Source organism: Nonomuraea africana, from assembly GCF_014873535.1.
Classification (GTDB): domain Bacteria; phylum Actinomycetota; class Actinomycetes; order Streptosporangiales; family Streptosporangiaceae; genus Nonomuraea; species Nonomuraea africana.
In genome coordinates, this window is the sequence record NZ_JADBEF010000001.1 from 2814873 (window position 1) to 2838326 (window position 23454).

A 23454-nucleotide genomic window follows, 5' to 3' on the forward strand; every position below is an offset into this window, starting at 1 on the left:
CCGCGGGAGGCCCCGATCAGCTGCCGACGCTCTGGTAGTGCAGCAGCTGCGCCCGCCAGATGCGGGTGCGGACGGCGCCGAACGGGCCGGTGAAAGTGCGGGGGCGGCGGAAGACCTTGGTCAATCCCTCGACTCGGATCACTGACACTTTCTTTCACACGGCCCGAATCGACGGCAATTGTTTTAGCGGCTCTCTTCAGGGCGAAGAGCTGCGGTGGGCCTGTCCGTCGGCTAGCCGGTTCGGAGCCTTTCGTCGGCCTCGGCGAGGTCCTCGGCGGTGGGGGCGTCGTCCTGGGTCAGCTTGAGCCGCCAGTAACCGGCGAAGTCGATGGCGCGCTTGTCGATCCCGCGGTCGTCGACCAGGTGCCTGCGCAGCGCCCTGACCGTGCCCGACTCCCCGGCGATCCAGGCGAAGACCCGACCCTCGGGCAGGTCCGCCTGCCGTACGGCCCGCAGCAGCGCCTCCCCCACCGGCTCCTGCCCCCTGTGCAGCCAGTGGACGGCGGCCGCGCCCGCGCTCGGGCAGGGCTGTTCCTCCGCGGCGTCGGCGACCTCGATGTAGGCCACGGCCCTGTGCCCCTCGGGCAGCCAGTCGAGCAGGGTGCCGATGGCCGGCAGCGCGCTCTCGTCGCCGGCGATCAGCAGCCAGTCGGCGGCGGTGATGGACTCGTCCAGCGGGGGCTGCCTGGCGAAGTAGGGCGAGGGCCCGAAGATGCCGAGCGTGTCGCCCGGCCGGGCGCGCTGGGCCCAGCGGGTGGCGGGCCCGGTGTCGCCGTGCAGGACGAAGTCGATGTCGATGACGCCTTCGCCGTGGCTCCTGAGGGTGAAGCTGCGCATCCACGGCCGCTCGTTCTCGGGGATGGCGTTGAAGGCCTGGTACCAGGCCATCAGGTCGTCGCCCGCCTCGGGCAGCACCACGTCGTGGCCCGGCCTGGGGAAGTAGAGCTTGACCTGCAGATCTGGTTCGTCGCGGAAGAAGGGCTCGAGGCCGCCGGAGGTGAAGGTGATCCGGACCATGTGCGGGGTCAGGGGCACGACTCGCAGGACGCGAATGAGGGAGACTGGCAGCGACATGCATATCCTTATGCCGTAAAGAGTTAGCTCGAGCAGATTAGTTTATGCTGTAAGGAGTTGCAAGGTGACCGTGTTCGCAGGTCAGGGCTCGGTGGCGGCGCTGTGGCGGGCCAAGGAGGAGACCAAGCCGAAGCCAGGGCCGAAGCCGCGCCTCAGCGTCGGCCTCATCGTGGACACCGCGATCACGGTCGCCGACGAGGCCGGGATGGCGGCGCTGTCGATGCGCGCCGTCGGCGAGCGGCTGGGCCGTACGGCGATGGCCCTCTACACCTACGTGCCGAACAAGAGCGAGCTGCTCGACCTCATGCACGACAGGGCGCTGGCCGAACTGCCCACGGACTATGACCTGGACGAGGGCTGGAGAGCGGCGCTGACGGCGTGGGCGGGCGACACCTGCGCCTTCTACGTGCGCCACCCGTGGACGCTCCAGGTCTCGCAGGCCCGTCCCGTGCTGGGCCCGCACGAGTTCGCCATGCTCGACACGCTGGCCCGCGTCCTGGCCGCGACCGGGCTGGGGCCCCGGGTGCTGCGCGGCGTCGTGGCCGCCCTGTTCGACGTCGTACGGGGGGCCGCCAGGACGATCTCCGAGGCGCGCAGGGCGCCGTCGGAGACCGGGGTGGCCGACGAGGAGTGGTGGACGGCGCGCTCCTCGCTGCTGCTGGAGGTCGCTCCCGACTTCGCCGAGCGGTTCCCGATGGCGGTGTGGCTGGAGAGCGAGCCCATCTCGCCGGTGGCGGGCGAGCCGTACCTGGAGGCGGCGGCCCGGCAGGCCTTCCAGTCGGGGCTGGCCGTCCTGCTGGACGGCATCGAGGCCGCCACTCGCGCCTAGAGTTGGTGTCCATGGAATCCAGTGAGCTGCTGGGCACACGGCTGCGCCTGCTCCTCGACCTGCTCGACGACGGCGTCACCGCGCTCTACCCCTCCCTCGGGCTGGCCGGCTTCCGCCCCCGCTTCACCCCGATCCTGCGCCAGTTGGCCGCCGAGGGTCCCGCCTCCATCCGCGACCTGGCCCGCGCGATCGGCGTGACGCACTCGGCCGCCAGCCAGACGGTCGCGCAGATGGCCAAGGAGGACCTGGTCGCCCTCTCCCCCGGCGCCGACGCCCGCCAGCGCATCGTGCGGCTGACCGGCAAGGCCGAGGCGCTGCTGCCGGCGCTGGACAAGGAGTGGACCGCGACCGCCGCCGCGGCGGCCGAGCTCGAGGCCGAGCTGCCCTACCCGCTCAGCCGCCTGATCGACGAGACGCTGGAGGCGCTGCGCCGCCGTCCGATGCGCGACAGGATCAGCGCAGCCGCCAGACACCTGTAGCACAGGAGGCCAGCGCGCCGTACGGCCTGGCCGCGGTCAACCACCGCTGGTACCTGGTGGCCTTCGACGAGCACCGGTCGGACTGGCGGATCTTCCGCGTGGACCGCATGGGTGCGCCGCACCGCACAGGTGTCCGCGTCGGGGCGCGTGAGCTGCCCGGCGGGGTCGACGCGGCCACCTGTGCGGTGTCCTCGATCAAGGCGATGGGCTGAGCGTCCCGGCGGGGAGGCTCAGACGGTTCGCGCGGGTCCCGACATCTCGGCGATGTCCTCGGCCCCGTCGCCGAGGAGCTTGTCGGCCAGGTCCATCAGGGCACGGCCGGCCGCCAGCTCGTCGCCGATCTCGGGGACGGGGCGGTCGTCGGGGTTGCGCCGGGCGTAGCCGACGCTCTGGTGCCGCTGGTTGCCGGCGGTGTACAACACGGCGGTGGCTGAGGTGCGCTTGTCCTCGTCGTCCTCGCTGATGAGGATCTTGACGGTCCATTCCTCGGTTTTCATGACGACTCCAGATGTAACGAAGGTGACGATACGGTCATATACCCAGCATCCCCCCATAAGGGTGACAAGCGCGAGGCCAACCACCCAGGAGGTTCGCCTCGGGCGCGATCGGGTAGCAGCGGCGCCATGCCTACGTACGGATTCCACGCCTCGCACGAGCAGGTGCCGCCCCGAGACCTTCTCGATGCCGTAACGGCCGCCGAGGAGGCCGGCTTCGGCGCGGCCATGTCGTCGGACCACTTCTCGCCGTGGAGCGAGCGGCAGGGCGAGTCGGGTTTCGCCTGGTCGTGGCTGGGCGCCGCGCTGGAGCGTACGTCGTTGCCGTTCGGAGTCGTCAACGCGCCGGGGCAGCGCTACCACCCCGCGATCATCGCGCAGGCCATCGCCACGCTCGACTCGATGTACCCGGGCCGGTTCTGGGCCGCGCTCGGGAGCGGCGAGGCCTCCAACGAGCACATCACCGGCGCCCCGTGGCCGCGCAAGCAGGTGCGCAACGCCCGGCTGCGCGAGTGCGTGGACGTCATCAGGGCGCTGCTGGCAGGCCAGGAGGTCACCCACGAAGGGCTGGTCACCGTGGACCGGGCCAGGCTCTGGACGCTTCCCACCGAACCGCCCGACCTCGTCGGGGCGGCGGTGAGCGAGGAGACCGCCCGCTGGTGCGCCGAGTGGGCCGACGGGCTGATCACCGTGGGCGGGCCGCAGGCGGCGGGCGTGGCGCGGGCCTACCGGGAGGCGGGCGGGCGCGGCCGGCTGCGGCTGCAGGTCCACCTGAGCTGGGCGCCCACCGAGGAGGAGGCGCTGCGGCTGGCCCATGACCAGTGGCGCTCCAACGTGTTCGCGCCGCCGGTCTGCTGGGACCTCGACCGCGTGGAGCTGTTCGACATCGTCTCCCGTGACGTCTCGCCCGAGAAGGTGGCCGAGGTCGTGCACGTCTCCGCCGAGGTGGGCCGCCACGCGGAACTCCTGCACTCCTACGCCGAGCAGGGGTTCGACGAGATCTTCCTCCACCATGTCGGCCGGGAGCAGCGCCCGTTCATCGAGGCCTTCGCCGAGATCGTCAAGTGAGCCGGCGCCGGGTCACGGCGGCGCGCCGGGCAGTCCGAGAGTGCGGTGGATCATCTGGTGCATGTGGGCGCGGAAGCGCCGCATGGCGCGCGGGTCGTCGGGGCCGCGCCGCTGCGCCGCGGTGTCGAACACGCCGCTCAGGACGAATCCGTGCACGCACCAGATCATCGAGTTGATCGTGTAGTGCACGTCGGCGTGCTCGATGTTCGACGCCGGGATGATGTTCTCGATGGCGAACTCGGCCAGCGGCTGGGCGTACTTCGCCTCGAGGTTGCTGACGTCGCTGGCGTCCGACAGCCAGCGGTGCATCCACAGCGCGGGCACCTCGGGGTGGTCGGCGGAGAAGTCGATGTAGGCGTCGATGAACCGGTGCACGGCGGCCACCTTGTCCTCGGGCGGCGCGGCCTGCACATCCTTGATCCTTGCCTTCACCATGGCCGCGTGGACCGTGTGCGCGCGCTCCATCACCGCGAGGTACAGGTCGCGCTTGGAGCCGAAGTGGGAGCTCACCGTCTTCGCGGTCAACCCGGCGGTCTCCGCGATCTGCCCGATATCGGTCGCGTCGTAGCCGAGCGCGGCGAACAGCTTGGTCGCGGCCTGGAGGATGCGCTCCCGCTCACCCCCTTTTCCTGGCGTCATACAGGTGACCCTAGAATCCGCCGTCGGCTGGGCAAATCACGTGATCGATAAATACCGGTCAAATAGCTCCCGTGCGGATAAAAGAGGCAAACTACGGCCCACCTCCGCACTTACGGGATGGCCCGCCGGCAGGCGGGGCAGCCCGGAGCGCGACCCGGAAGCGGTCACGTTGGTCGGCGCTGTTGTTCGATGTAGGCCCTGATGATGGAGAGGAGGGCTCCGCCGCAGGAGGCTGCGACCTGGACGGGGGGCTGGTTCCCCGTCAGCATCCATTCTCATTCGTACGCTACGACACCCTTCCGGAGGACTGAAACCCCATGCCGCAGATCACCGTGGAGTACTCCGCGAGCCTGCAGGACGCCTTCGACCGCCGCGCCTTCGCCCTGGCCCTGCACACCGCGGCGGCGCCGATCATCGACAGCGAGCTCGAGAGCTTCAAGTCCCGCTCCTACCGCGTCGACGACGAGGTCATCGGCGACGGCTCGCCCGCCCAGGCCATGCTCCACGTGGAGGTGGCGATCCTGTCAGGACGCGACCAGGACACCAAGCGCCATCTGGCCGCCACCGCCCTGTCCGTGGCCGCCGACCACCTGACCCCGCCGCCGGGTCTCACCGTTCAGACGACGGTCGAGATCCGCGATCTCGACAGCGCCACCTATCACAAGCGCGTCGACACCGGCCGCGCATGAAGGCGGCGCCGCCCGTCCCGACCTCGCGGGGCGGGCGGCGGATGAGCCGCGCGCCTCAGAGCACGACGCGCACGAGGTTGCGGCCGCGCAGGGCGTAGAGCGCGCTCCCGTCAGGCGCCGCGGCCAGCAGCGGCTGGGAGCCGTAGGCCTGCGCGGCGAGCCCGTCGACGACGGTGGAGAGCGTCATCGTCAGCGGGTCGATCCGGTAGACGCTCTCCCCGTCGGTGCCATAGAGGTCGCCGCCGGCCCGCACGATCGTGCCGGTGCGCGACTTGCTGAGCGGCACCTGGACGGTCCTGGTGACCTGCCTGCTCCTCGGGTCGAACTCGAACAGCACGCCGGTGTCGGCGATGCCGTACAGCATGGCGCCGTGGGAGACCAGCTCCGAGAGCACGGTCGCGCCCTGGACGGGGGTGACCGACCAGCGGACCTGCTTGGTGCGCAGGTCGAAGGCGGCGAGCTTGGCCTCCTTCGCCACCGGGGTGGTGCCGAGGCCGCCGCTGATCTCGCTGGCGACGTAGGCGGTGCCGGCCTTGGCGGTGACCGAGCGGATCGACTGGTTCTCGATGATGTTCCTGAACGTCTCGATCCGGTCGCCGCGCGGGTCGTAGAGGGCCAGCGCGCCGCCGTGCAGGCCGTACTCCGGCTGGGTGCCGACCAGCAGCCGCCCGCTGACGGGGTCGTAGTGGGCGTCCAGCGGGCGGTTCTGCTCCTCGCCGACGCGGGTCAGCCTGCGCAGGTCGGTGCCGTCGGGCCGCATCCCGAACAGGTAGGCGAGGGTGTAGACCGACAGGTAGACCTGCTTGCCGACGACCGTCATCGCCTTGGCCTCGCCGGGCAGGAACGTGCGGGTGCTGCCGCCGGTGGCCAGGTCGTGCACCTGGATGCCCGCCTTGCCGCTGACCAGTACTTGGTCGCGCGTCGCGGTGACCGCCATCGCCAGCTCGGGCGCGGGCGGCATGCCCGCCTCGGTGAGGTCCACGCCGGTGAGCTCGCCGCCGGCCACGTCGTACTCCACGACCGAGCTGGTCAGCACGCCCGTCACCGTGCCACCGCTGACGAAGATCCGGTTGAACGACGCCCCGTCGTACGGCACCGCCAGCCGGTCGAGCTGGGCGGTGTCGCGGTCGTAGCGGTAGAGCGTGCCCGAGGGCCTGGTGCCGAAGTAGACGTCGTTGTTGGGCGCGTCGATGCCGATGGCGGTGACGTAGGAGTCGCCGGGCGCGTCGACCAGCACGTGGCGCGAGGGATCGGCGGTCTCCATCAGCATCAGGTCGCCCGTGGCCGACAGGCCCGCCGCCAGCAGGCCGCCCTCCAGCGCCAGGGTGGCGACGAAGGTGCGGTCGGCCAGCTCGGCGGGAAGGAGCTCGCGCTTGGCGCCGGTGACCCTGTCGATGGCGATCAGGTGGGCCTTGGCGCCGACTCCCGCGTAGATCGTGGTGTCGTCGACCGCGATGCTGCGCACGTACTGCTCCCCCGCGACGGCCTGGCCGAAGTCGCGCGTCCTGCCGGTGGCGGGGTCGTACTCGACGACGCGGCCCCTGGGGTAGGTGCCGGCGTAGATCTTGCCGTCGGGGGCGGCGTCGAGCGACCAGATGAAGTTGTCGGGCCGTACGTCGGCGACCTTCGCGGCCGTGCCGGTGCGGGTGTCGACCTTGTGGATGTCGCCCGGGGTGTAGGTCCCGACGTACAGGTCGGTGCCGACCGCCGCGGCGGCCCACGTGCCGTCGCCGGTGGGCAGCTCGGTGATCGAGGTGACCTTGCGCTGGGCCGGGTCGTAGGCGCCGATCCTGGTCGGCTTGATGCCGCCGGTGCCCAGGTAGAGGCGGTCGCCGACGAACTCGGCCGCGCTGATCGAGGTCACCTCCGAGGCCGGGCCGAGGTCCTCGATGACCGGCGCCGCGCTCGCCGCGGCGGGGGCGCTCGCCAGCCCCAGGGCCAGAGCCAGGGTCAACGCCGTGGCGAACCGTATCCTTCTCATCCACTTGCCTCTCGAGGGGCTTATTACGGACCAGGCCGATATTCGCTCAAGTCGTACCATGCGCGGAAACGATCGAGCAATACCTCCGCCGCGCATATTCGCGCACGCCATCGCGAGACCGCCCTTCGAGAGGAACGGTCTTCAATCAAGTGATTGACAGCGGGAGGAGTCCGGCCTACGTTTTCTATCAATTGATAGAAAACAAGGGGGCGAGCCATGACGGTCAAGAGGGCCACGCCGGGGCCACGTTCGGAGGAGCGCAGGCAACGGCTCGTCGCGGCGGGCTACCGGGCGATGGTCAGGTCCGGACTGGCCGGCGCACGCACCCGCGACATCGCCGCCGAGGCCGGCATCACCGTCGCGACCCTGCACTACTACTTCCCCACCAAGGACGACCTGGTGCGGGCGGTCCTGGAGCACACGATCAGGGAGAGGATGCTGGCTCCCCTGCGGCTGGAGACCGACTGGGCCGACGGCCTGGCCGCGCTCAGGACGATGCTCACCGGCCTGTCCCTCCAGGCCGAGGCGGAGCCGGGGCATTTCCGGCTGCTCCACGAGATGACCTGGGCCTCCCGCGAGGACCCGGCGATGCGTGCCATGCTCGCCCACTGGCACGACGACTGGCACGACACCATCACCGGCTGGCTCGAAGCCGGGCAGCGAGAGGACCGCGTTCGCCCTGATCTCGACGCGGGAACCGTCTCGGCGTTGATCATCTACATGGTGCTCGGCATGGTGATGAGGCCCCCCATGCCCGCCGGCGTGGATGCGCGCCTTCCCGGCGAGTTCGACCGGTTGCTGGCCTCGATCGAAAGATCACCATGAGGAGACGACATGTCCCATGAGCGAACGCAGGTACTGGTCGTCGGCGGCAGTCTCGTCGGCCTGTCCACCGCCCTGTTCCTCCGCCGGCACGGCGTCGACGTGGTGCTCGTCGAGCGCCATGCCGGCACGTCCATCCATCCCCGCACCCCCGGCTACAACGCCCGCACCATGGAGCTGTTCCGCGCGGCGGGCATGGAGGAGGCGGTGCGCGCCGCCGGCCCGTGGCGGCTGAACGGCTCGGGCCTGCTGTGGGCGGAGAGCCTGACCAGCCCGAACCACCACTGGCTCGCCCCACCCAACGCCCACAGCGTGCAGGACGGCTTCGCCGACGTCTCTCCCTGCGACGACGCGGTGCTGTCCCAGGACGTGCTCGAACCGGTGCTGCGCGAGCACGCCGAGGCGCTCGGCGCCGACCTGCGGTTCGGCACCGAGCTCACGGAGTTCGACAGCGCGTCCGACGGGGTGACCGCGACCTTGACCGTGCGCTCCAGCGGCACCCGGGTAACCGTGCGCGCCGACTACCTGGTCGCCGCCGACGGGGCCGCCAGCGCCGTCCGCGCCCGGCTCGGCATCGGCACGAGCGGGGTGGGCGTGCTGGAGCACGTGGCCGGCATCATGGTCCGCGCCGATCTGGGAGCGGCCCTGCGCGACAGGAGGTTCGCCATCTGCCAGGTGGACAACCCGCGCTTCTCCGGGATGGTCCGCGTCGTCGGCGACAAGATCGCGCTCCACGTCACCTTTCGTCCCGACCGTGGAGAGAGCGCGGACCAGTTCACCGGGGAACGGTGCGTCGAACTGACCAGAGCAGCGGTGGGACTGCCCGATCTGGCGGTCGAACCACTCGACGTCCTGCCCTGGCAGATGACCGCCGCCGTGGCCGACAGGTTCGCCGAGGGCCGGGTGTTCCTCGCAGGGGACGCGGCCCACGTCATGCCTCCCGCGGGGGCCTACGGCGCCAACACCGGCATCCAGGACGCCGCCAACCTGGCGTGGAAGCTCGCCTACGTCCTGCACGGCTGGGCGGGCGCCGCGCTCCTCGACACCTACGACGCCGAACGACGTCCGGTCGCCCAGCTGACCGTCGAGCAGGCGCTGGCCACGGGCAGGGCGTGGTTCGGCGCCGACCTGCCGTCCGAGGTGGCGGCGATCGAGCTCATCGACGAGGTGGCCATGAAGTTCGGCTACCACTACCGCGCGGGCGAGGCGCCCGTCGAGGACCCGCGGCGGCCCACCGGCCGCCCGGGCACCCGCGCCCCGCACGTGTGGCTGCTGCGGGACGGCAAGCAGGTCTCCACCGTCGACCTCTGGGCTTCGGGGCTCGTGCTGCTCGCCGGGCCAGGCGGCGCGGCCTGGGTCGAGGCCGCCTCCGCCGTCGCCGGGCGGGACGGCCTGCCGCTCACGGCGTACCGCGTCGTTCGAGAGGAGGCGCAGTGCGCGCTGCCACAGCTCGCGGACCCCGTGGGCCGGTGGGCGAGGCTGTCCGGCGTCACCGGCGGCGCAGCGGTCCTGATCCGCCCTGACGGGTTCGTGGCATGGCGCGCGGAGGAGGCCTCAGGTCAGGACCCCGCCGACGCCCTCACCGACGGCCTCCAACGCGTCCTCCAAGGCGCCTGACCCCGGAAGTGGCGCTCGGGCTACCGTGCGCGGCCGGACGTGGCGGCTCGGATGAGGCGGCGCAGCGTCCAGCGCATGAAGATCTTGGCTGCCGGTCGCACCAGCCGACCGAACGGCAGGGACAACTCCTCCGCCCAGATGAGCCGTCCGCCGCCGATCCTGAAGACCCCGGTGCCGCGGACCAGCCGTCCCGTATGGGTGACCGCGACCACCTCCGGCGGCTCCCACCGGGTGACGGTCATCGTGTCGAGGAAGCCGATCCGGCCGACCCCCGTGAAGGCGGCCAGCTCGGTCCCCGCCCCGCGGCCGTCGCCCGCGACGACGCGCGCCCTGGTGAGGAACATCCACTCGGGGTGGCGCGGCCAGTCGGTCAGCACCTCGAACAGCCGCGCCGGGGGAACGTCGGTCTCCACGGCCACGGCCAGGCGGGTCGGCATGATCCCTAGCCTACGCCCGCGCCCCTCAGCAGCCTTCCGGCCAGCTCCGCCAGCGCCGCGGGCAGCTCGGGCGGTTCGTGCACCTCGAACTCCGCGCCGATCATGCCCACCAGGTAGGCGATGCCCTCCAGCGAGTCGGCCCCCACCTCCAGCAGGCAGGAGCCGTCGTCGATGGAGGTGAGCGTGCCCATCGTCGGGCTCACGCGCTGCCGTACCCGGGAGATCGGGGCGTGCACGGTGACGCGGGCGCGGTAGCGGTAGACGGAGGAGGCGACCCGGCGGGAGATGTAGGCGGCCAGGTCGGCGGCGGGCGGCTCGCGCGGGGTGAAGCGGGCGCCCAGCGAGGGGGTGCCGACGCGGTCGACGCGGAAGGTGCGCCAGTCGGCCCTGTCGACGTCCCAGGCCAGCAGGTACCAGCGGCGGCCGAGGTGGGCCAGGCGCAGCGGCTCGACGTGCCTGCGGGCGGCCTCGCCGCGGAAGGCGAGGTAGTCGAAGCGCAGGCGCTGCCGGTCGCGGCAGGCGGCGGCGATCGCGGTCAGCGTGGCGTGATCGACCTGCGGGGTGCCGCCCGCCATCGTGACCGTCGCCTCCTGCAGGGCGGTGACACGCGAGCGCAGCCGGGCGGGCAGGACCTGTTCGAGCTTGGCCAGCGCGCGCACCGAGCTCTCCTCGATGCCCGTCACCGTGCCCGCGGCGGCGGTGCGCAGGCCGACGGCGACGGCGACCGCCTCCTCGTCGTCCAGCAGCAGCGGGGGCAGGGCGGCGCCCGCGCCCAGGCGGTAGCCGCCCGCCACTCCCCTGGCCGCGTGGACCGGGTAGCCGAGCTCGCGCAGCCGCTCGACGTCGCGCCTGAGCGTGCGGACGTCGATCTCCAGCCGTTCGGCGAGCTCGGCGCCGGTCCAGTCGCGACGGGACTGGAAGAGCGACAGCAGTCGGAGCAACCGGGCCGAGGTCATGAACGTGCATATTAAGGGCGGCAGCTGTCCTTTATTGCTTCTACCGTCGAGGTATGGAAATCAGGGAGTTCCGCATCGATGTCCCCCAGGCCGACCTCGACGATCTGCGCGACCGGCTGAGCCGTACCCGCTGGCCCTCGGAGATTCCTGGGCAGGGCTGGAGCCGCGGCGTGCCGACCGGATACCTCAGGGAGCTGGTGACCTACTGGCTCGAGCGCTACGACTGGCGGGCGCAGGAGGCGCGCCTCAACTCCTTGCCGCAGTTCACCACCGAGATCGACGGTGCGAACGTGCACTTCGTCCACGTCCGTTCGGCGCGCGAGGACGCGACGCCGCTGATCCTCACCCACGGCTGGCCAGGGTCGTTCGTGGAGTTCGTCGACCTCGTCGAGCCGCTGTCGCGCGACTTCCACCTGGTGATCCCCTCCATCCCCGGCTACGGCTTCTCCGGGCCGACGGCCGAGGCCGGGTGGGATCTCGCCCGCGTGGCGCGGGCGTGGGCGCAGCTCATGAGCCGTCTCGGCTACGAGCGGTACGGCGCGCAGGGCGGCGACTGGGGCTCGGGCATCTCCCGCGAACTGGGCATCGCCGAGCCCGAGCGGGTGATCGGCGTGCACCTGAACTTCCTGCTCACCTTCCCCTTCGGCGACCTGTCCGAGCTGAGCGAGGACGACAGGCGGCGCCTGGCCGACTACGACGCCTTCGAGGACCGGACCGGCTACCTGAAGATCCAGGCCACCAGGCCGCAGACACTCGCCTACGGCCTGCACGACTCCCCGGCCGGCCAGCTCGCCTGGATCGTGGAGAAGTTCAAGGAGTGGACCGACTCCAAGGACGTGCCCGAAGAAGCGGTGGATCGCGACCTCATGCTCACGAACGTGATGATCTACTGGCTGACCGGCACGGCGGGATCGTCGGCGCAGCTCTACTACGAGTTCGCCAGGTCATGGAGCCGGCCACGGCGGCTGGAGGTGCCCACGGGCATCGCGGTCTTCCCGGCCGAGAACGCCAAGCCGGTGCGGGCGCTGGCGGAGGCGACCAACGCCATCGTGCACTGGAGCGAGTTCGACAGGGGCGGCCACTTCGCCGCGATGGAGGAGCCCGACCTGCTGGCCGCCGACATCCGCGCGTTCTTCAGCCGAATCTGATGACCGGCTTCTTGCCGGGCTCGGCGAAGGCGAGGAGAGCGAGGGCCTCGGCCTCGATCTCCTCGCGCGGGACGGGGCCGAACGGGGTGACCGTCACCGTGGCGGCGGTGCGTTTCCAGCTGCCCTGGACGTAGCCGTCGACCAGGACGGTGCCGTGGACCTGGCCGTTGATGGTGATGACGCGCTTGCGGTGCTCGTCGGAGATGACCCTGGTGCGGTCGGCGTGGCTGAGCACGAGGTTGTCGAAGGGGGCGACGAGCCGGACGGGCGCGGGGGTGTCCTCTTCGGGGCGGGGCGCGTCGGGCAGGTCGAGCAGGCCGCCGCCGAGATCGACCAGGTCCATACGGGCGACGGTGGCGCGCAGGCCCGTCAGGCCCGACCACGCCTGCATGTCGGCGACCGTGGCCGGGCCGAAGGCGGCCAGGTAGCGGGTCAGCAGCGCCGCGAGGTCGGGCGCGGGGTCGAGGTCGCGGCCGAGCCAGGCCTCCACGGGGGTGAGGACCGCGTCGCCCGACTTGCCCCACACCGCGCGCGGAGGCAGCTGGACCATCGGCAGCAACCAGCGCAGGATCACCGGCAGGGCGGCGGGCTCGGCCTCGGGGAAGCGCTCGGCCAGCAGCGGCGTCATGGCCTTGACCGACAGCGGCCGCTCGGTCAGCAGCGCCCTGCCCTCGGCCACCACCGCGTCGTGGTCGAGGCCGTCGACCGTCCTGGCGGCCAGGGCGCGGGTGAGCATCGGCTGGATGAGCGGCCTGATGGCCAGGCAGTCGAGGGCGCTGACCAGGTGGACGGTGCCGCGCATGAGCGTGATGCGCACGACCTCGCGGCCGAGCAGCAGGTCGGACAGTTCCTTCGGCGCGAAGCGCTCCAGCCGCGACCACAGCCCGAAGTAGGGGGCGAAGGGGGCCTGGCCCTGCAGCCCGACCAGATGCTCGATCGCTCGCAGGGGGCTCATCGCGTGGCGGCGCAGGAGCAGCTGCCTGGCGAGGGTGGCGCGATTGAGCGCCCGCTGGCTGATCACGCGTCCACCCTAGCCAGCGTCACCGACGTTCCCGACCGCGGCCGCCATGCCGCCCGCGGGCGCCCAGGGCTAGGACAGGAAGCGCAGCACCGCGAGCACGCGGCGGCTGTAGCCGGTGGTGTGGGACAGGCCCAGCTTGTCGAAGACCGAGTTGACGTGCTTCTCCACCGCGCTCTGCGAGACGAACAGCGCCTCGGCGATGGAGGCGTTGGTATAGCCCTGCGCCATGTGCTCGAGCACCTCGCGCTCGCGCGGCGTGAGCCTGGCCAGCGGGTCCACCTGCGGCGTGCGAGCCAGCAGCTGACGTACCACCTCGGGGTCGAAGGCCGCCCCGCCCTCGCCGACCCGTTCGAGCGCGTCGAGGAAGTCGCCGACCTGCGCGACCCTGTCCTTCAGCAGGTAGCCGACGCCGTCGACGTCGCCGGACATCAGCTCGGTGGCGTATCTCTTCTCGACGTACTGCGACAGCACCAGCACCCTGACCTCCGGCCAGCGGCTCCTGATCTCCAGGGCTGCGCGCAGGCCCTCGTCGGTGTGCGTGGGCGGCATCCGCACGTCGACCACCACGATGTCGGGCCGCTCGGCCGCCACCGCCTCGACCAGCGCCGCGCCGTCGCCGACGGCGGCGAGCACGTCGTGGCCCTCCTCGGCCAGCAGCCTGACCAGGCCCTCGCGTAGCAGCGTCGAGTCTTCGGCCAGGATCACCCGCACGGCAGCTCCGCCCGCACCTCGGTCGGACCGCCCGCCGGGCTCGACACCGTGAAGGCGCCGTCGAGCGCGGCAACCCTGCGGGCCAGGCCGGACAGACCGCCTCCCGACGGGTCGGCCCCGCCCCTGCCGTCGTCTCGGACGCTCACGACGAGCATTGTCCCATCGACGGCGACCTCCACGGTGATCAGCCCGGCCGCGGCGTGCTTGGCCGCGTTCGTCACCGCCTCGCAGACCAGGAAGTACGCGGCCGTCTCCACCTCGCGCGGCGGCCGCGACCCGAGCTCGCAGCTCACCTTCACCGGTACGGCGGAGCGCTCGGCGACGGCGGCCAGCGCCTCGCCGAGGCCGAGGGTGTCCAGGCCGCTCGGATAGGCCCGCCACGCCACCTCGCGCAGCTCGGCGAGGGCCTGCTGGGCCTCCTCGTGGGCCTGTTCGAGCAGCTCGACGCGGCCGCGCTTCGCCCTGCCGATCACCATGGCCAGCGCCACGAGCCGCTGCTGGAGGCCGTCGTGCAGGTCGCGCTCGATGCGGCGGCGTTCTGCGTCGACGGCGGCCAGGACGCCCGCGCGGGTCTCGGCGAGCTCGGCGATCCTGCGTTCGAGCGCCTCGGTGGAGTGCGGGCCGAGCATGTGCAGCGCGAGGCGGCGCTCGAGCGCCTGCACGCCCACGATGCCGGACAGGTCAAGGAAGAGCAGCACGACACCCCCGACCGTCAGGTAGATCAGGATGGCGGGGGTCATGTACATGCCGTCGAAGGCCTCGCCGTGCGCCCACGTCCACACGATGCGCAGCGCCGTACCGACGCCGATGACCAGCAGGGCGACCACGAGGCCGCCCAGCACCCCCACCGGCGCCCGCATCGCCAGGTAGCGCAGCGCCTGGCCGCGGGAGAAGTCGCCGACCCGCACGCCCAGCCGCCGCGTCTCCAGCCGCGCCACCTGTGCGGCGCGGCCGGCGAGGCGGGGGTGGGCGAGAAAAGGGAGCGCGACCAGCTCGGCGACGGCGGTCAGCGCTCCCAGAGTGACGCTAGCTACGACCCGCATGCTTGCCCTTGCGGCGCTCGGCGAGCCGTACCCCGATGAAGATCAGCACGGCCAGCACCACCACGCCGATGACGACGTTGGTGCCGATGCCGACGTAGCCCTCGACGAGCTCCCAGTTCTCGCCCAGGAGGTAGCCCGCCATCACAAAGATGGTGTTCCAGATCGCGCTGCCAAGGGTGGTGAAGAGAAGGAACACCCCGACCGGCATGCGTTCCACCCCCGCGGGGATCGAGATCATGCTGCGGAAGATGGGGATCATCCGCCCGAAGAACACCGTCTTCACACCGTGTTTGGCGAACCACGCCTCGGTCTTCTCGATGTCGGAGACCTTCACCAGCGGCAGCCGTCCCGCGATGGCCACCACCCTGTTCCTGCCCAGCAGGGCGCCGACCAGATAGAGGGCCAGCGCGCCGATGACCGAGCCCGCGGTCGTCCACACCAGCGCCGCGACCAGCCCCATGCGGCCCTGACCTGCGGTGAATCCGGCGAGAGGGAGGATCACCTCGCTCGGCAGCGGCGGGAAGAGGTTTTCCAGCGCGATGGCCAACCCCGCGCCGGGCGCACCCATGGTCTCCATCAGGCCTGTGGCCCACCCGGCGATCCCGTCGTTAGTTGTCATGCCCTCGAGCCTATGAGCGAGCCAACGGTGTGCGAATGCGGTCATCTTCCGAATTGTGGGTGTGGTAAACCTCAGCTACAGCGTACGGTACGCTGTACGGCTATGCGGGAACTCCTTCGGCACGCGGCCATCTTCGAACCGGGCGACCCGCCCAGGATGGGCACCATGGCCTTCCTGGACCCAGAAGGCGGTGAGCGGGTCACCATCGCCGAGCCCGAGGGACTGCGCGAGGCGCGGGTCACCCGCGTTCCGGTCAATGAGGCGATCGCGGCGCTGAGCAAGGCCCGGGGCGACGACAGCGCCCATCCTGCCACCCGATTCTGGGGCGCGGTGGCGCTGCTGGCCCTCCAGCTGGTCGCCAGGGGGCGCATCAGGCCTGGGGTGACCTCCGGCGACTTCGCCGCCTGGCGCGCGGGGCCGCTGGACGCCGCCGACGTGGCCAAGGTCAGGGAGCTGGCCGACGCGATGCCCGCCGCGGCGCGGGCGATCCCTCTCGACGGGGTGTTGCTGCTCCCCGACGCCGAAGGGCTGGTGCGCGCCTTCCTCGACGCGGTCGCCGACGGGATGCCGCGTTCCCCCGGCGCGGTGCGGGCCGTCGGCGTGCCCGCCTTCTCCGCCGCCAAGCCGGTGAAGGCGCCCCAGCTGCGCGAGTGGGCGGCCGACCCCGGCGTACGGCTGTCGCTGCGCGTGGAGAGCGCCGGCGCCGACCACGAGAGGTTCCGCGCGGTCGTGCAGCTGCACGGCCTGGCCGACCCCACGATGGTCGTCGACGCCGCCGACCTGTGGGAGGGCCGCGACCCCGGCCTCGGGCCGAGGGCGAAGGTCGAGGCCCTGGTCGAGCTGCGCAGGGCGGCCAGGCGGTGGCCGCCGCTGGAACGGCTGCTCGACGCCGAGGTGCCCGACGAGCTGGAGCTCACCGACGACGAGGTCTCCGACCTGCTGTCGGGCGGGGCCACCGGCATCGACGTGCACTGGCCGCGCGAGCTGGTGCGCGGCGTGAGCGCGCGGGCGATGATCGACGGCGAGTCCAGCGGGCTGTTCCGCTTCAACTGGCACCTGTCGCTCGGTGACGACCCGCTGACCGCCGCCGAGATGGACCGGCTGGCCGAGGCGCACCGCCCGGTCGTACGGCTGCGCGACCAGTGGGTGCTGATCGACCCCGAGACGGCCCGCAAGGCCGCCCACCGTGAGATGAAGCCGCTCACCGGCATCGAGGCCCTCGGCGCCGCTCTCACCGGCACGGCGCTGGTCGAGGAGGAGGAGATCGAGGTCTCCCCCGGCCCCGCCCTCGACGAGCTGCGTGGCAGGCTGCTGGCCGAACCGGTGGAGCAGCCCCCGGCCCTCGCCGCCACCCTGCGCGACTACCAGCTGGCCGGGCTGCGCTGGCTGGCCCAGATGACCGCGCTCGGGCTCGGCGGCTGCCTGGCCGACGACATGGGACTGGGCAAGACGATCACGCTCATCGCCCTCCACCTGCATCGTGGCAGCGGCCCGACGCTCGTCGTCTGCCCCGCCTCGCTCCTGGGCAACTGGGAGAGGGAGATCGCCAGGTTCGCCCCTGGCGTGCCGGTGCGGCGCTACCACGGCGCACAGCGCACGCTGCCCGAGACCGGCTTCGTGCTCACCACCTACGGCACCATGCGCGTCGACGCGGCCAAGCTGGCCGAGCACCCGTGGGACCTGGTGGTCGCCGACGAGGCCCAGCACGTCAAGAACCACCGCTCGGGCACCGCGAAGGCGCTGCGCGAGATCCCTTCGGCGGCCCGCGTCGCCCTGACCGGCACCCCGGTGGAGAACACCCTGTCGGAGCTGTGGGCGATCCTCGACTGGACCACGCCCGGCCTGCTGGGCTCGCTGACCCGCTTCCGCGCCAGGTGGGAGCCGCAGCCCGACAAGCTCGGCCGTCTCATCGCGCCCTTCCTGCTGCGCCGCAAGAAGTCCGACCCCGGCATCGCGCCCGAGCTGCCGCCCAAGACCGAGACCGACCGGCCCGTCTCCCTCAGCAGGGAGCAGACCGTGCTGTACGAGGCCACGGTGCGCGAGCTGATGTCGGCCATCTCCGAGGCCGGCGGCATGGCCAGGCGCGGCCTGATCGTGAAGCTGCTCACCGGGCTCAAGCAGATCTGCAACCATCCCGCGCAGTTCCTGCACGAGAAGGATCCCGTCCTGGTGGGCCGCTCGGGCAAGCTCGAGCTGCTGGACGAGCTGCTCGACACCATCCTCGCCGAGGACGGCGCCGTGCTGGTCTTCACCCAGTACGTCACGATGGCCCGCCTGCTGGAGCGGCACCTCGCCGCCAGGGGCGTGGCCACCCAGCTCCTGCACGGCGGCACCCCGGTGCCCAGGCGCGAGGAGATGGTCAGGCGCTTCCAGGACGGCGAGACACCCGTCTTCCTGCTCTCGCTGAAGGCCGCGGGCACCGGGCTCAACCTCACCCGCGCCGACCACGTGATCCACTTCGACCGGTGGTGGAACCCCGCCGTCGAGGACCAGGCCACCGACCGCGCCTACCGCATCGGCCAGACCAAACCCGTCCAGGTGCACCGGCTCATCGCCGAGGGCACGGTCGAGGACCGCATCGCCGCGATGCTCGAGACCAAACGGTCGCTCGCCGAGGCCGTGCTCTCCAACGACTTCACCGAACTGACCGACGCGGACCTGCTCAACCTCGTGGAGCTGCGATGACCGCCGCCAAGGGTTTCCCCGCCTTCCCCCCGCAGCGCGCGGGGGCCCGCTTCGCCACCTCGTGGTGGGGCAGGGCCTGGCTCAAGGCGCTGGAGGACACCTCCCTCGACCACACGCTGCTCGCCAAGGGCCGCGCCTACGCCAAGACCGGGCAGCTCGGCCCCATCACGGTCAGCGAGGGCCGCATCGCCGCCATGGCCTCGGACGAGTACGCGGCGGTCGTGCACATCAGCCCACTGCCCGACTGGGACCGCTTCCTCGAGCAGGTCGCCGCCAAGGCGGGCCACCTGGCCGCGCTGCTCGACGGCGACATGCCGTACGACCTGGTGGAGCTCCTGCCGGGCGTGGGCGACCTCGAGCCCGACTGCGACTGCCCCGACTGGGGCCACCCCTGCAAGCACGCCGCGGCCCTGTGCTACCAGGCCTCCTGGCTGCTGGACCGCGACCCCTTCCTGCTGATGCTCATGCGCGCATGGACAAGGACGACCTGCTCTCCGCGCTCCAGCGGGCCGCCGCTCCCAAGGGCACGCCGGTCGAGGAGGCCTACGCCCACGGCGTCCCGCCCCTGCCCCGCCTCGTATCCGCGGAACTGCCGGCTCCCGAGCCGCTGGAGGTGGAGCCCGCGCCCGGCATCGACCCCGCCGCCATGCGGGTGCTGGCCGCCGACGCCGCGCTGCGCGCCCGCGAGCTGCTGACCTCGGGCGCCGCCGCCGTCCTCACCGAGTTCCACGACAGGGTACGGCTGGCCGCCGTCCACGACCTCGACATCGGCCTGCCCGCCGCCGTCCAGGCCTGGCGGTACGGCGGCGGCGCCGCCCTCGAGACGCTGACCACGGCGTGGACCCCGCCCAAGCAGGCCGTCGCCCGAGCCGCCTGGCAGCTGCCGGGGTTCGAGGCCGCGCGCAACCGCTGGACACACGGCGACGTCCAGCTCCGCTTCGGCAAGGACGGCCGGTGGTATCCCTTCGTGGCTGCGGACGGCGACTGGCGCCCCGCAGGCCCGGCCGAGTCCGACCCGGCCGCCGCGCTGGCCGCCGCCCAGGGAGCCGACTGAGCTCGCGTTCGCGGAGGTAGACTCGGGTGCACCGAGGTCTCTTCGCGCGTTGGCAGTCAGGTCGGCGTCGCCCACGGCGATTCACTCTGCATCGGCCCCTGAGCGGGCCTGGACAGGCGACAATGACCGATTCTCCTTCTCTCGCCATGCGAGCCAGACCCTCCACCCAGGGCTACGACGGAAGCACTCCCTTCCCCGCACAGGAGGCGCCAGCCGAGGCGGGCCCTCTCCAGATCGCCCTCACCACCGCGATCGTGGTGGCGCCCTTCCTCGCCCTCGCCGCCGGCGTCTGGCTGGCGTGGGGCAGCGGCATCTCCCTCGTCGACGTGACGCTGTTCGCGGTGCTCTACATCGTGACGGGGCTCGGGGTGACGGTCGGCTTCCACCGGCTGCTCACGCACCGCTCCTTCGTCGCGCGCCCGTGGCTGCGCGTCACGCTGGCGATCGCCGGCTCGATGGGGTTCCAGGGCAACGTCATCGACTGGGTGGCCGTGCACCGCCGCCACCACGCCTTCACCGACAAGCCGGGCGACCCGCACTCTCCGTACCGCTACGGCACCCACCTGCGCGGGCAGCTGCGCGGACTGGCCCACGCCCACCTGGGCTGGATGTTCACCGCCGACCCGACGCCCGCCGAACGCTACGCCCCCGACCTGCTCGACGACCCCGCCATGGTGCGGATCTCGCGCGCCTTCCCCGCGTTGTGCGCGATCTCCCTGGCGCTGCCGTTCGTGGCCGGCTGGGCGATCAGCGGCACCCTGTACGGCGGGCTGACCGCCTTCCTCTGGGCCGGACTGGTCAGGGTCGCGCTGCTGCAGCACGTGACGTGGAGCGTCAACTCGCTCTGCCACATGATCGGCGACCGGCCGCACGCCACCCGCCGCCACGACCGCTCGACCAACCTGTGGCCGCTGGCGCTGCTGTCGTTCGGCGAGAGCTGGCACAACGGCCACCACAGCCAGCCCAGCTGCGCCCGCCACGGCCTCGGCCGCCGGCAGATCGACCCCTCGGCCGCGCTCATCCGCCTGTTCGAGCGCCTGCGCTGGGCCGCCGACGTGCGCTGGCACCGAGAGAGCAGACGCGAGACCGACCGCGCCGCCTAGAGTTTCATCCGAGGGGCCTTTTACCTTTTCTCTCACCTGAGCAGGGTTCCTGAATTCTTGGTGGCCCGGCGTCAATCCCCCCGCCACGTTCGTCCAGGCACAATTCTGACCCTCTCACGGAGGTTGCGTTTTCTGTGAGGCTCGTTCCATGAGCAGTGGCTCTCAGAGGTGCTTGCCGAAGAGGCGTCAGCAGCGACACGCCACTGGGTGTCGATGCTTGTCCTCAGCGAGTTGTTGAAAACGGTGGCCGAGGCTCCGCGCTGGACGTCGATCGTCAGCCTGCGACCAGGTCCATACGGAGGAACTCGGTGATGCGGAGCAGCCTCGGTGGGCGTGCCACCTCATCGGAGAGGGCCTGGAACGCCTCGTCTTCCCCGACGAGGCGTGGGGCGGCGAGTTCCACCTCCCTCCCGTCGACCCGGAGCCGCGCACCGTCTGCTGCCAGGACGTTCTGCACCCAGTCCGAGCGCGATCCATACACCAGAACGAACAGGTAGCCGCCGTCGACAGGATGCGCATCGAGAGGCGTGCGGTACGTCGCGCCAGAGGTGCGACCGACGTGAGTCAGCACCGGCCACTTCCCGCCCGCGATCGCGCGAGGGTTGAATACCCGCTTGTTCACGTGCCCCCACCACCTCGGCATCGGCATCGGGATCTCCTTCTCTCGCCCCGGCGGGGCGCGTCGTAGGTCAGACGTTCGCCGAGCTCCCAGCTCATGCCAACCCGGGAGGACTTACATCAGTAAGGTGGCTTACTTGTGTAAGGCTGGCTTACACTTGTAAGGTTGTCAACCCGTCCCATACTTCGGAGCCGTCGTGTCACCACCACCACAACCGCTCAGCAGAGGTCTCGTGCTGGAAGCCGCGATCCGGGTCGCGGATCGCGGCGGCGTGGAGGCGATCACGATGCGACGGGTGGCGCAGGAACTGGGCGTGGAGGCGATGTCGCTCTACCACCACGTACCGAACAAGGACGCGATCCTCGACGGCGTGGTCGACGTGGTATTCGCGGCGATCAAGCTACCCAGTGCCGAGTGCGACGATTGGCGCGACGCGATCCGTGCGCGCGCCTCCTCCGCGCGTGCGGTCCTGTCGCAGCACAGCTGGGCTCTCGGCCTCATGGACTCCCGTCGTAACCCGGGGCCGGCGACGCTACGCCACCTCGACGCCGTCCTCGGTGTCCTCCGGGAGGCGGGGTTCACGCTGCCGATGGCCGCGCACGCTGTCTCGCTCATCGACAGCTACATCGGCGGGTTCGTCCTCCAGGAGGCGAACCTGCCGGTGACGACGCCGGACGATGTCGAGGCAGTGGCCGGCAGCATCCTCGAGCACCTGCCGGTGGACGAGTTGCCGTACCTCACAGAGATGATCGTCGACCACGCCCTGCGGCCGGGCTACGACCACACGAGCGAGTTCGGCTACGGCCTGGACCTGATTCTGGATGCGCTCGAAGTTCGCCGGAGGTAGAGCCCCGATACCGCTACGGGAGACTCACCTTGCCCCTCCCCGGAAACGCTCGCAGCGGGGACTGGCGGCGCGTTCAGATTCACCCGCAGCGCGCAGTACCTGCTCAGCCCGATCCTGTTCCCCCTCGAGGAGCCGACAGGGGACGACCCCCGGGGGTCACTCCTTGACGCTGAGGCCCAGGTTGGTCGCGAGGGTGATCGCCTGAACCGGGTCGATGATCGCCCCGGCGATCTCGCAGGTGACCGGGTCGAGCGAGGTGAGGTCGCTGCCCCGCAGGTCGCAGCGGGTGAAGTCGGCCTTGCTCAGCCAGGCCCCCGACAGATCGCACCCCTTCACCTTGGCGCCCGCGAAACGCGCCCCCGTCAGGTCGGCCTCTTTCATCCGCACGTCGGCGAACGAGGCGTTGCGCAGGTCGGCGCCCGGCAGCCCGACGAACGACCAGTCGCCGCCCGAGACCTTCATCAGGTCGTAGGTCGAGCCGTCGAACATGCTGCCCACGAACTTGCACCGGGTGAAGGTCGCGTCGAAGAACGACGTCCTGGTGAAGGTGCAGTTGATGAAGCCGCTCTCCTCGTGGGTGGAGGCGTTGAAGCGGCAGTTGCGGAAGGTGCACTCGAAGAACTCGGCGCCGCTGCTGACAGCCTCGGTCAGGTCCACGTCGACGAACGCCACCCGCCGGTGCTGCTCACCCGACAGGTCTCTGCTGTCCCAGTCGGCGGCGCGAACGGTGGTGTCGGTCGGCGGCGCGGGAGCCCCGTGTTTGCGGTCAGCCATCATGCGGCGAAAGCGTAGACGGCGACGCCGACAGTTTCTGGAGCGCGCGCAGCGTCGCGGCCAGCTCCTCGTGCAGGATGCGGCTGGCCGCCTGCCTGTCGAACTTCTCGATCGCCGTGACCAGCCCCGCGTGCGAGGCGTCGCCGGGGTTACGGTCGGGTCCGCGCAGGTCGAGCAGGTCGACCAGGTCGATTAGCCCCTGCCGCAGCGCCGGCACGAACTCGGCGAACAGGTCGGTCAGCACCGGGTTGCGCGCGGCGGCCACGACCGCGGCGTGCAGCGCGATGTCGGCGTCGACGAAGGCGGCGTCGTCGCCCGCCGCGGCCGCACGCCTGGCCGCGAGGGCCGCCTTGAGCGCCTCGAGGTCGGCGGGCGTTCTCCGTTCGGCGGCCAGCCTGGCGGCCTGCACCTCGACCAGCATCCTGACCTCGTACACGTCCGCCACGGCCGCTCGGCGCAGCCGGGCGGGCCACTCCTCCGCGACCTCGGTGGCGATGACGAACACGCCGGAGCCCTGCCGCGCCTGCAGCAGCCCCGCCCCCGCCAGCGCGCGCAGCGCCTCCCGGACGGTCGACCGCCCCACGCCCAGCGTCTTGGCCAGCGTCGTCTCGCCCGGCAGCTTCGTGCCGACGGGGTACCGGCCGGCGGCGATCTCCTCGCGGAGGTGCTGGGTGGCCTGGTCGACGAGCGGGCTGGGACGGAGCATCGATAAACCTCTCAGGTTGTCTGAGGAGCTGAGGTGTGC

General features: G+C 71.4%; 27 protein-coding genes. 13 read left to right on the forward strand and 14 right to left on the reverse strand.

Annotated elements, in window-relative coordinates; genetic code table 11:
- Window positions 1-16: 16 nt before the first annotated feature.
- Entirely contained in the window at window positions 17-142 is a 126-nt protein-coding gene (locus tag H4W81_RS48550; RefSeq protein ID WP_264083158.1) for a hypothetical protein, read from the reverse strand.
- Window positions 143-231: 89 nt separating this feature from the next.
- Window positions 232-1074 carry a siderophore-interacting protein gene (locus H4W81_RS13220; RefSeq protein WP_192775081.1) on the reverse strand — a complete coding sequence of 281 codons (843 nt, stop codon included), beginning with the start codon at window positions 1072-1074 and terminating at the stop codon, window positions 232-234.
- Window positions 1075-1138: 64 nt separating this feature from the next.
- On the opposite strand from H4W81_RS13220, the gene H4W81_RS13225 reads away from it, so the two are divergent.
- From H4W81_RS13225 to H4W81_RS13235, 3 genes are read left to right on the forward strand one after another with little or no spacing between them, the layout of a single operon-like run.
- Complete coding sequence (locus H4W81_RS13225) at window positions 1139-1903, forward strand: TetR/AcrR family transcriptional regulator (RefSeq protein WP_192775082.1); 765 nt, start codon at window positions 1139-1141, stop codon at window positions 1901-1903.
- Window positions 1904-1914: 11 nt separating this feature from the next.
- Window positions 1915-2382: a MarR family winged helix-turn-helix transcriptional regulator gene (locus H4W81_RS13230; protein WP_192775083.1), complete on the forward strand. Its 468-nt coding sequence runs from the start codon at window positions 1915-1917 to the stop codon at window positions 2380-2382.
- A 26-nt stretch (window positions 2383-2408) separates the two neighbouring features.
- Window positions 2409-2594: a WYL domain-containing protein gene (locus H4W81_RS13235; protein ID WP_192780774.1), complete on the forward strand. Its 186-nt coding sequence runs from the start codon at window positions 2409-2411 to the stop codon at window positions 2592-2594.
- Between the two features lie 18 nt (window positions 2595-2612).
- Here H4W81_RS13235 and H4W81_RS13240 read toward each other — a convergent pair whose 3' ends face one another.
- A complete protein-coding gene (locus H4W81_RS13240; RefSeq protein ID WP_192775084.1) occupies window positions 2613-2879 on the reverse strand; it encodes a DUF1876 domain-containing protein in 267 nt (88 codons plus the stop codon).
- A 126-nt stretch (window positions 2880-3005) separates the two neighbouring features.
- On the opposite strand from H4W81_RS13240, the gene H4W81_RS13245 reads away from it, so the two are divergent.
- Window positions 3006-3944, forward strand: a complete 939-nt coding sequence (locus H4W81_RS13245; RefSeq protein WP_192775085.1) for a TIGR03885 family FMN-dependent LLM class oxidoreductase — start codon at window positions 3006-3008, stop codon at window positions 3942-3944.
- Window positions 3945-3956: 12 nt separating this feature from the next.
- On the opposite strand, the gene H4W81_RS13250 is transcribed toward H4W81_RS13245, so the two are convergent.
- Window positions 3957-4583 carry a TetR/AcrR family transcriptional regulator gene (locus H4W81_RS13250; protein ID WP_192775086.1) on the reverse strand — a complete coding sequence of 209 codons (627 nt, stop codon included), beginning with the start codon at window positions 4581-4583 and terminating at the stop codon, window positions 3957-3959.
- A gap of 317 nt (window positions 4584-4900) precedes the next feature.
- Between H4W81_RS13250 and H4W81_RS13255 the strand changes: the two genes are divergently transcribed.
- Window positions 4901-5272: a 5-carboxymethyl-2-hydroxymuconate Delta-isomerase gene (locus tag H4W81_RS13255; RefSeq protein ID WP_192775087.1), complete on the forward strand. Its 372-nt coding sequence runs from the start codon at window positions 4901-4903 to the stop codon at window positions 5270-5272.
- Window positions 5273-5327: 55 nt separating this feature from the next.
- Here the strand turns inward: H4W81_RS13255 and H4W81_RS13260 are convergent, their stop codons facing one another.
- Entirely contained in the window at window positions 5328-7253 is a 1926-nt protein-coding gene (locus tag H4W81_RS13260) for a PQQ-binding-like beta-propeller repeat protein (RefSeq protein WP_192775088.1), read from the reverse strand.
- 216 nt (window positions 7254-7469) lie between these two features.
- Between H4W81_RS13260 and H4W81_RS13265 the strand changes: the two genes are divergently transcribed.
- Both H4W81_RS13265 and H4W81_RS13270 read left to right on the forward strand, forming a co-directional pair.
- Entirely contained in the window at window positions 7470-8078 is a 609-nt protein-coding gene (locus tag H4W81_RS13265) for a TetR/AcrR family transcriptional regulator (RefSeq protein WP_192775089.1), read from the forward strand.
- A 9-nt stretch (window positions 8079-8087) separates the two neighbouring features.
- Window positions 8088-9692, forward strand: coding sequence for an FAD-dependent oxidoreductase (locus tag H4W81_RS13270; RefSeq protein ID WP_192775090.1), 1605 nt, complete (start codon window positions 8088-8090; stop codon window positions 9690-9692).
- A 20-nt stretch (window positions 9693-9712) separates the two neighbouring features.
- On the opposite strand, the gene H4W81_RS13275 is transcribed toward H4W81_RS13270, so the two are convergent.
- Both H4W81_RS13275 and H4W81_RS13280 read right to left on the reverse strand, forming a co-directional pair.
- Window positions 9713-10129, reverse strand: coding sequence for an SRPBCC family protein (locus H4W81_RS13275; protein WP_225958597.1), 417 nt, complete (start codon window positions 10127-10129; stop codon window positions 9713-9715).
- A gap of 5 nt (window positions 10130-10134) precedes the next feature.
- Window positions 10135-11085, reverse strand: a complete 951-nt coding sequence (locus H4W81_RS13280) for a helix-turn-helix transcriptional regulator (protein WP_192775091.1) — start codon at window positions 11083-11085, stop codon at window positions 10135-10137.
- Window positions 11086-11138: 53 nt separating this feature from the next.
- Between H4W81_RS13280 and H4W81_RS13285 the strand changes: the two genes are divergently transcribed.
- Window positions 11139-12233 (forward strand): epoxide hydrolase family protein, encoded by a 1095-nt coding sequence (locus tag H4W81_RS13285; RefSeq protein ID WP_192775092.1) that lies wholly within the window; start codon window positions 11139-11141, stop codon window positions 12231-12233.
- Here the strand turns inward: H4W81_RS13285 and H4W81_RS13290 are convergent.
- The 4 genes from H4W81_RS13290 to H4W81_RS13305 form a co-directional block, all read right to left on the reverse strand.
- On the reverse strand, window positions 12220-13254 hold the full coding sequence (locus tag H4W81_RS13290) for a winged helix DNA-binding domain-containing protein (protein WP_318781713.1): 1035 nt from the start codon (window positions 13252-13254) through the stop codon (window positions 12220-12222). The genes H4W81_RS13285 and H4W81_RS13290 overlap by 14 nt on opposite strands.
- A gap of 69 nt (window positions 13255-13323) precedes the next feature.
- On the reverse strand, window positions 13324-13965 hold the full coding sequence (locus H4W81_RS13295) for a response regulator (protein ID WP_192775093.1): 642 nt from the start codon (window positions 13963-13965) through the stop codon (window positions 13324-13326).
- Window positions 13956-15008 carry a sensor histidine kinase gene (locus tag H4W81_RS13300; protein ID WP_192775094.1) on the reverse strand — a complete coding sequence of 351 codons (1053 nt, stop codon included), beginning with the start codon at window positions 15006-15008 and terminating at the stop codon, window positions 13956-13958. The genes H4W81_RS13295 and H4W81_RS13300 overlap by 10 nt, the downstream gene beginning before the upstream one ends.
- Window positions 14992-15627 (reverse strand): DedA family protein, encoded by a 636-nt coding sequence (locus H4W81_RS13305; RefSeq protein WP_225958598.1) that lies wholly within the window; start codon window positions 15625-15627, stop codon window positions 14992-14994. Before H4W81_RS13305 ends, H4W81_RS13300 begins: the two co-directional genes overlap by 17 nt.
- A 102-nt stretch (window positions 15628-15729) precedes the next feature.
- Between H4W81_RS13305 and H4W81_RS13310 the strand changes: the two genes are divergently transcribed.
- The 4 genes from H4W81_RS13310 to H4W81_RS13320 all read left to right on the forward strand — a co-directional run bounded on the left by H4W81_RS13310 (window position 15730) and on the right by H4W81_RS13320 (window position 20469).
- A complete protein-coding gene (locus H4W81_RS13310; protein ID WP_192775095.1) occupies window positions 15730-18312 on the forward strand; it encodes a DEAD/DEAH box helicase in 2583 nt (860 codons plus the stop codon).
- Window positions 18309-19007: an SWIM zinc finger family protein gene (locus H4W81_RS13315; protein ID WP_225958599.1), complete on the forward strand. Its 699-nt coding sequence runs from the start codon at window positions 18309-18311 to the stop codon at window positions 19005-19007. The genes H4W81_RS13310 and H4W81_RS13315 overlap by 4 nt, the downstream gene beginning before the upstream one ends.
- Entirely contained in the window at window positions 18959-19366 is a 408-nt protein-coding gene (locus H4W81_RS47105) for a hypothetical protein (RefSeq protein ID WP_225958600.1), read from the forward strand. The genes H4W81_RS13315 and H4W81_RS47105 overlap by 49 nt, the downstream gene beginning before the upstream one ends.
- 146 nt (window positions 19367-19512) lie before the next feature.
- Window positions 19513-20469: an acyl-CoA desaturase gene (locus tag H4W81_RS13320; protein ID WP_225958601.1), complete on the forward strand. Its 957-nt coding sequence runs from the start codon at window positions 19513-19515 to the stop codon at window positions 20467-20469.
- Between the two features lie 274 nt (window positions 20470-20743).
- Here the strand turns inward: H4W81_RS13320 and H4W81_RS13325 are convergent, their stop codons facing one another.
- Window positions 20744-21118, reverse strand: a complete 375-nt coding sequence (locus H4W81_RS13325; RefSeq protein WP_192775097.1) for a nitroreductase family deazaflavin-dependent oxidoreductase — start codon at window positions 21116-21118, stop codon at window positions 20744-20746.
- A gap of 202 nt (window positions 21119-21320) precedes the next feature.
- On the opposite strand from H4W81_RS13325, the gene H4W81_RS13330 reads away from it, so the two are divergent.
- Window positions 21321-21935, forward strand: a complete 615-nt coding sequence (locus H4W81_RS13330) for a TetR/AcrR family transcriptional regulator (protein WP_192775098.1) — start codon at window positions 21321-21323, stop codon at window positions 21933-21935.
- 156 nt (window positions 21936-22091) lie between these two features.
- Here the strand turns inward: H4W81_RS13330 and H4W81_RS13335 are convergent, their stop codons facing one another.
- Both H4W81_RS13335 and H4W81_RS13340 read right to left on the reverse strand, forming a co-directional pair.
- Complete coding sequence (locus tag H4W81_RS13335; protein ID WP_225958602.1) at window positions 22092-22712, reverse strand: pentapeptide repeat-containing protein; 621 nt, start codon at window positions 22710-22712, stop codon at window positions 22092-22094.
- The gene (locus tag H4W81_RS13340) at window positions 22702-23415 is read right to left on the reverse strand and encodes a FadR/GntR family transcriptional regulator (protein ID WP_192775099.1); all 714 of its coding nucleotides are present in this window, start codon (window positions 23413-23415) and stop codon (window positions 22702-22704) included. Before H4W81_RS13340 ends, H4W81_RS13335 begins: the two co-directional genes overlap by 11 nt.
- Between the last annotated feature and the right edge of the window lie 39 nt (window positions 23416-23454).

Coding starts and splice junctions, on each gene's coding strand:
- H4W81_RS13220 (WP_192775081.1), bottom strand. CDS start 1,074: ATGTCGCTGCCAGTCTCCCTCATTCGCGTCCTGCGAGTCGTGCCCCTG.
- H4W81_RS13230 (WP_192775083.1), top strand. CDS start 1,915: ATGGAATCCAGTGAGCTGCTGGGCACACGGCTGCGCCTGCTCCTCGAC.
- H4W81_RS13240 (WP_192775084.1), bottom strand. CDS start 2,879: ATGAAAACCGAGGAATGGACCGTCAAGATCCTCATCAGCGAGGACGAC.
- H4W81_RS13245 (WP_192775085.1), top strand. CDS start 3,006: ATGCCTACGTACGGATTCCACGCCTCGCACGAGCAGGTGCCGCCCCGA.
- H4W81_RS13250 (WP_192775086.1), bottom strand. CDS start 4,583: ATGACGCCAGGAAAAGGGGGTGAGCGGGAGCGCATCCTCCAGGCCGCG.
- H4W81_RS13255 (WP_192775087.1), top strand. CDS start 4,901: ATGCCGCAGATCACCGTGGAGTACTCCGCGAGCCTGCAGGACGCCTTC.
- H4W81_RS13260 (WP_192775088.1), bottom strand. CDS start 7,253: ATGAGAAGGATACGGTTCGCCACGGCGTTGACCCTGGCTCTGGCCCTG.
- H4W81_RS13265 (WP_192775089.1), top strand. CDS start 7,470: ATGACGGTCAAGAGGGCCACGCCGGGGCCACGTTCGGAGGAGCGCAGG.
- H4W81_RS13270 (WP_192775090.1), top strand. CDS start 8,088: ATGTCCCATGAGCGAACGCAGGTACTGGTCGTCGGCGGCAGTCTCGTC.
- H4W81_RS13275 (WP_225958597.1), bottom strand. CDS start 10,129: ATGCCGACCCGCCTGGCCGTGGCCGTGGAGACCGACGTTCCCCCGGCG.
- H4W81_RS13280 (WP_192775091.1), bottom strand. CDS start 11,085: ATGACCTCGGCCCGGTTGCTCCGACTGCTGTCGCTCTTCCAGTCCCGT.
- H4W81_RS13285 (WP_192775092.1), top strand. CDS start 11,139: ATGGAAATCAGGGAGTTCCGCATCGATGTCCCCCAGGCCGACCTCGAC.
- H4W81_RS13300 (WP_192775094.1), bottom strand. CDS start 15,008: ATGCGGGTCGTAGCTAGCGTCACTCTGGGAGCGCTGACCGCCGTCGCC.
- H4W81_RS13305 (WP_225958598.1), bottom strand. CDS start 15,627: ATGACAACTAACGACGGGATCGCCGGGTGGGCCACAGGCCTGATGGAG.
- H4W81_RS13310 (WP_192775095.1), top strand. CDS start 15,730: ATGCGGGAACTCCTTCGGCACGCGGCCATCTTCGAACCGGGCGACCCG.
- H4W81_RS13315 (WP_225958599.1), top strand. CDS start 18,309: ATGACCGCCGCCAAGGGTTTCCCCGCCTTCCCCCCGCAGCGCGCGGGG.
- H4W81_RS47105 (WP_225958600.1), top strand. CDS start 18,959: ATGCGGGTGCTGGCCGCCGACGCCGCGCTGCGCGCCCGCGAGCTGCTG.
- H4W81_RS13320 (WP_225958601.1), top strand. CDS start 19,513: ATGCGAGCCAGACCCTCCACCCAGGGCTACGACGGAAGCACTCCCTTC.
- H4W81_RS13325 (WP_192775097.1), bottom strand. CDS start 21,118: ATGCCGATGCCGAGGTGGTGGGGGCACGTGAACAAGCGGGTATTCAAC.
- H4W81_RS13335 (WP_225958602.1), bottom strand. CDS start 22,712: ATGATGGCTGACCGCAAACACGGGGCTCCCGCGCCGCCGACCGACACC.
- H4W81_RS13340 (WP_192775099.1), bottom strand. CDS start 23,415: ATGCTCCGTCCCAGCCCGCTCGTCGACCAGGCCACCCAGCACCTCCGC.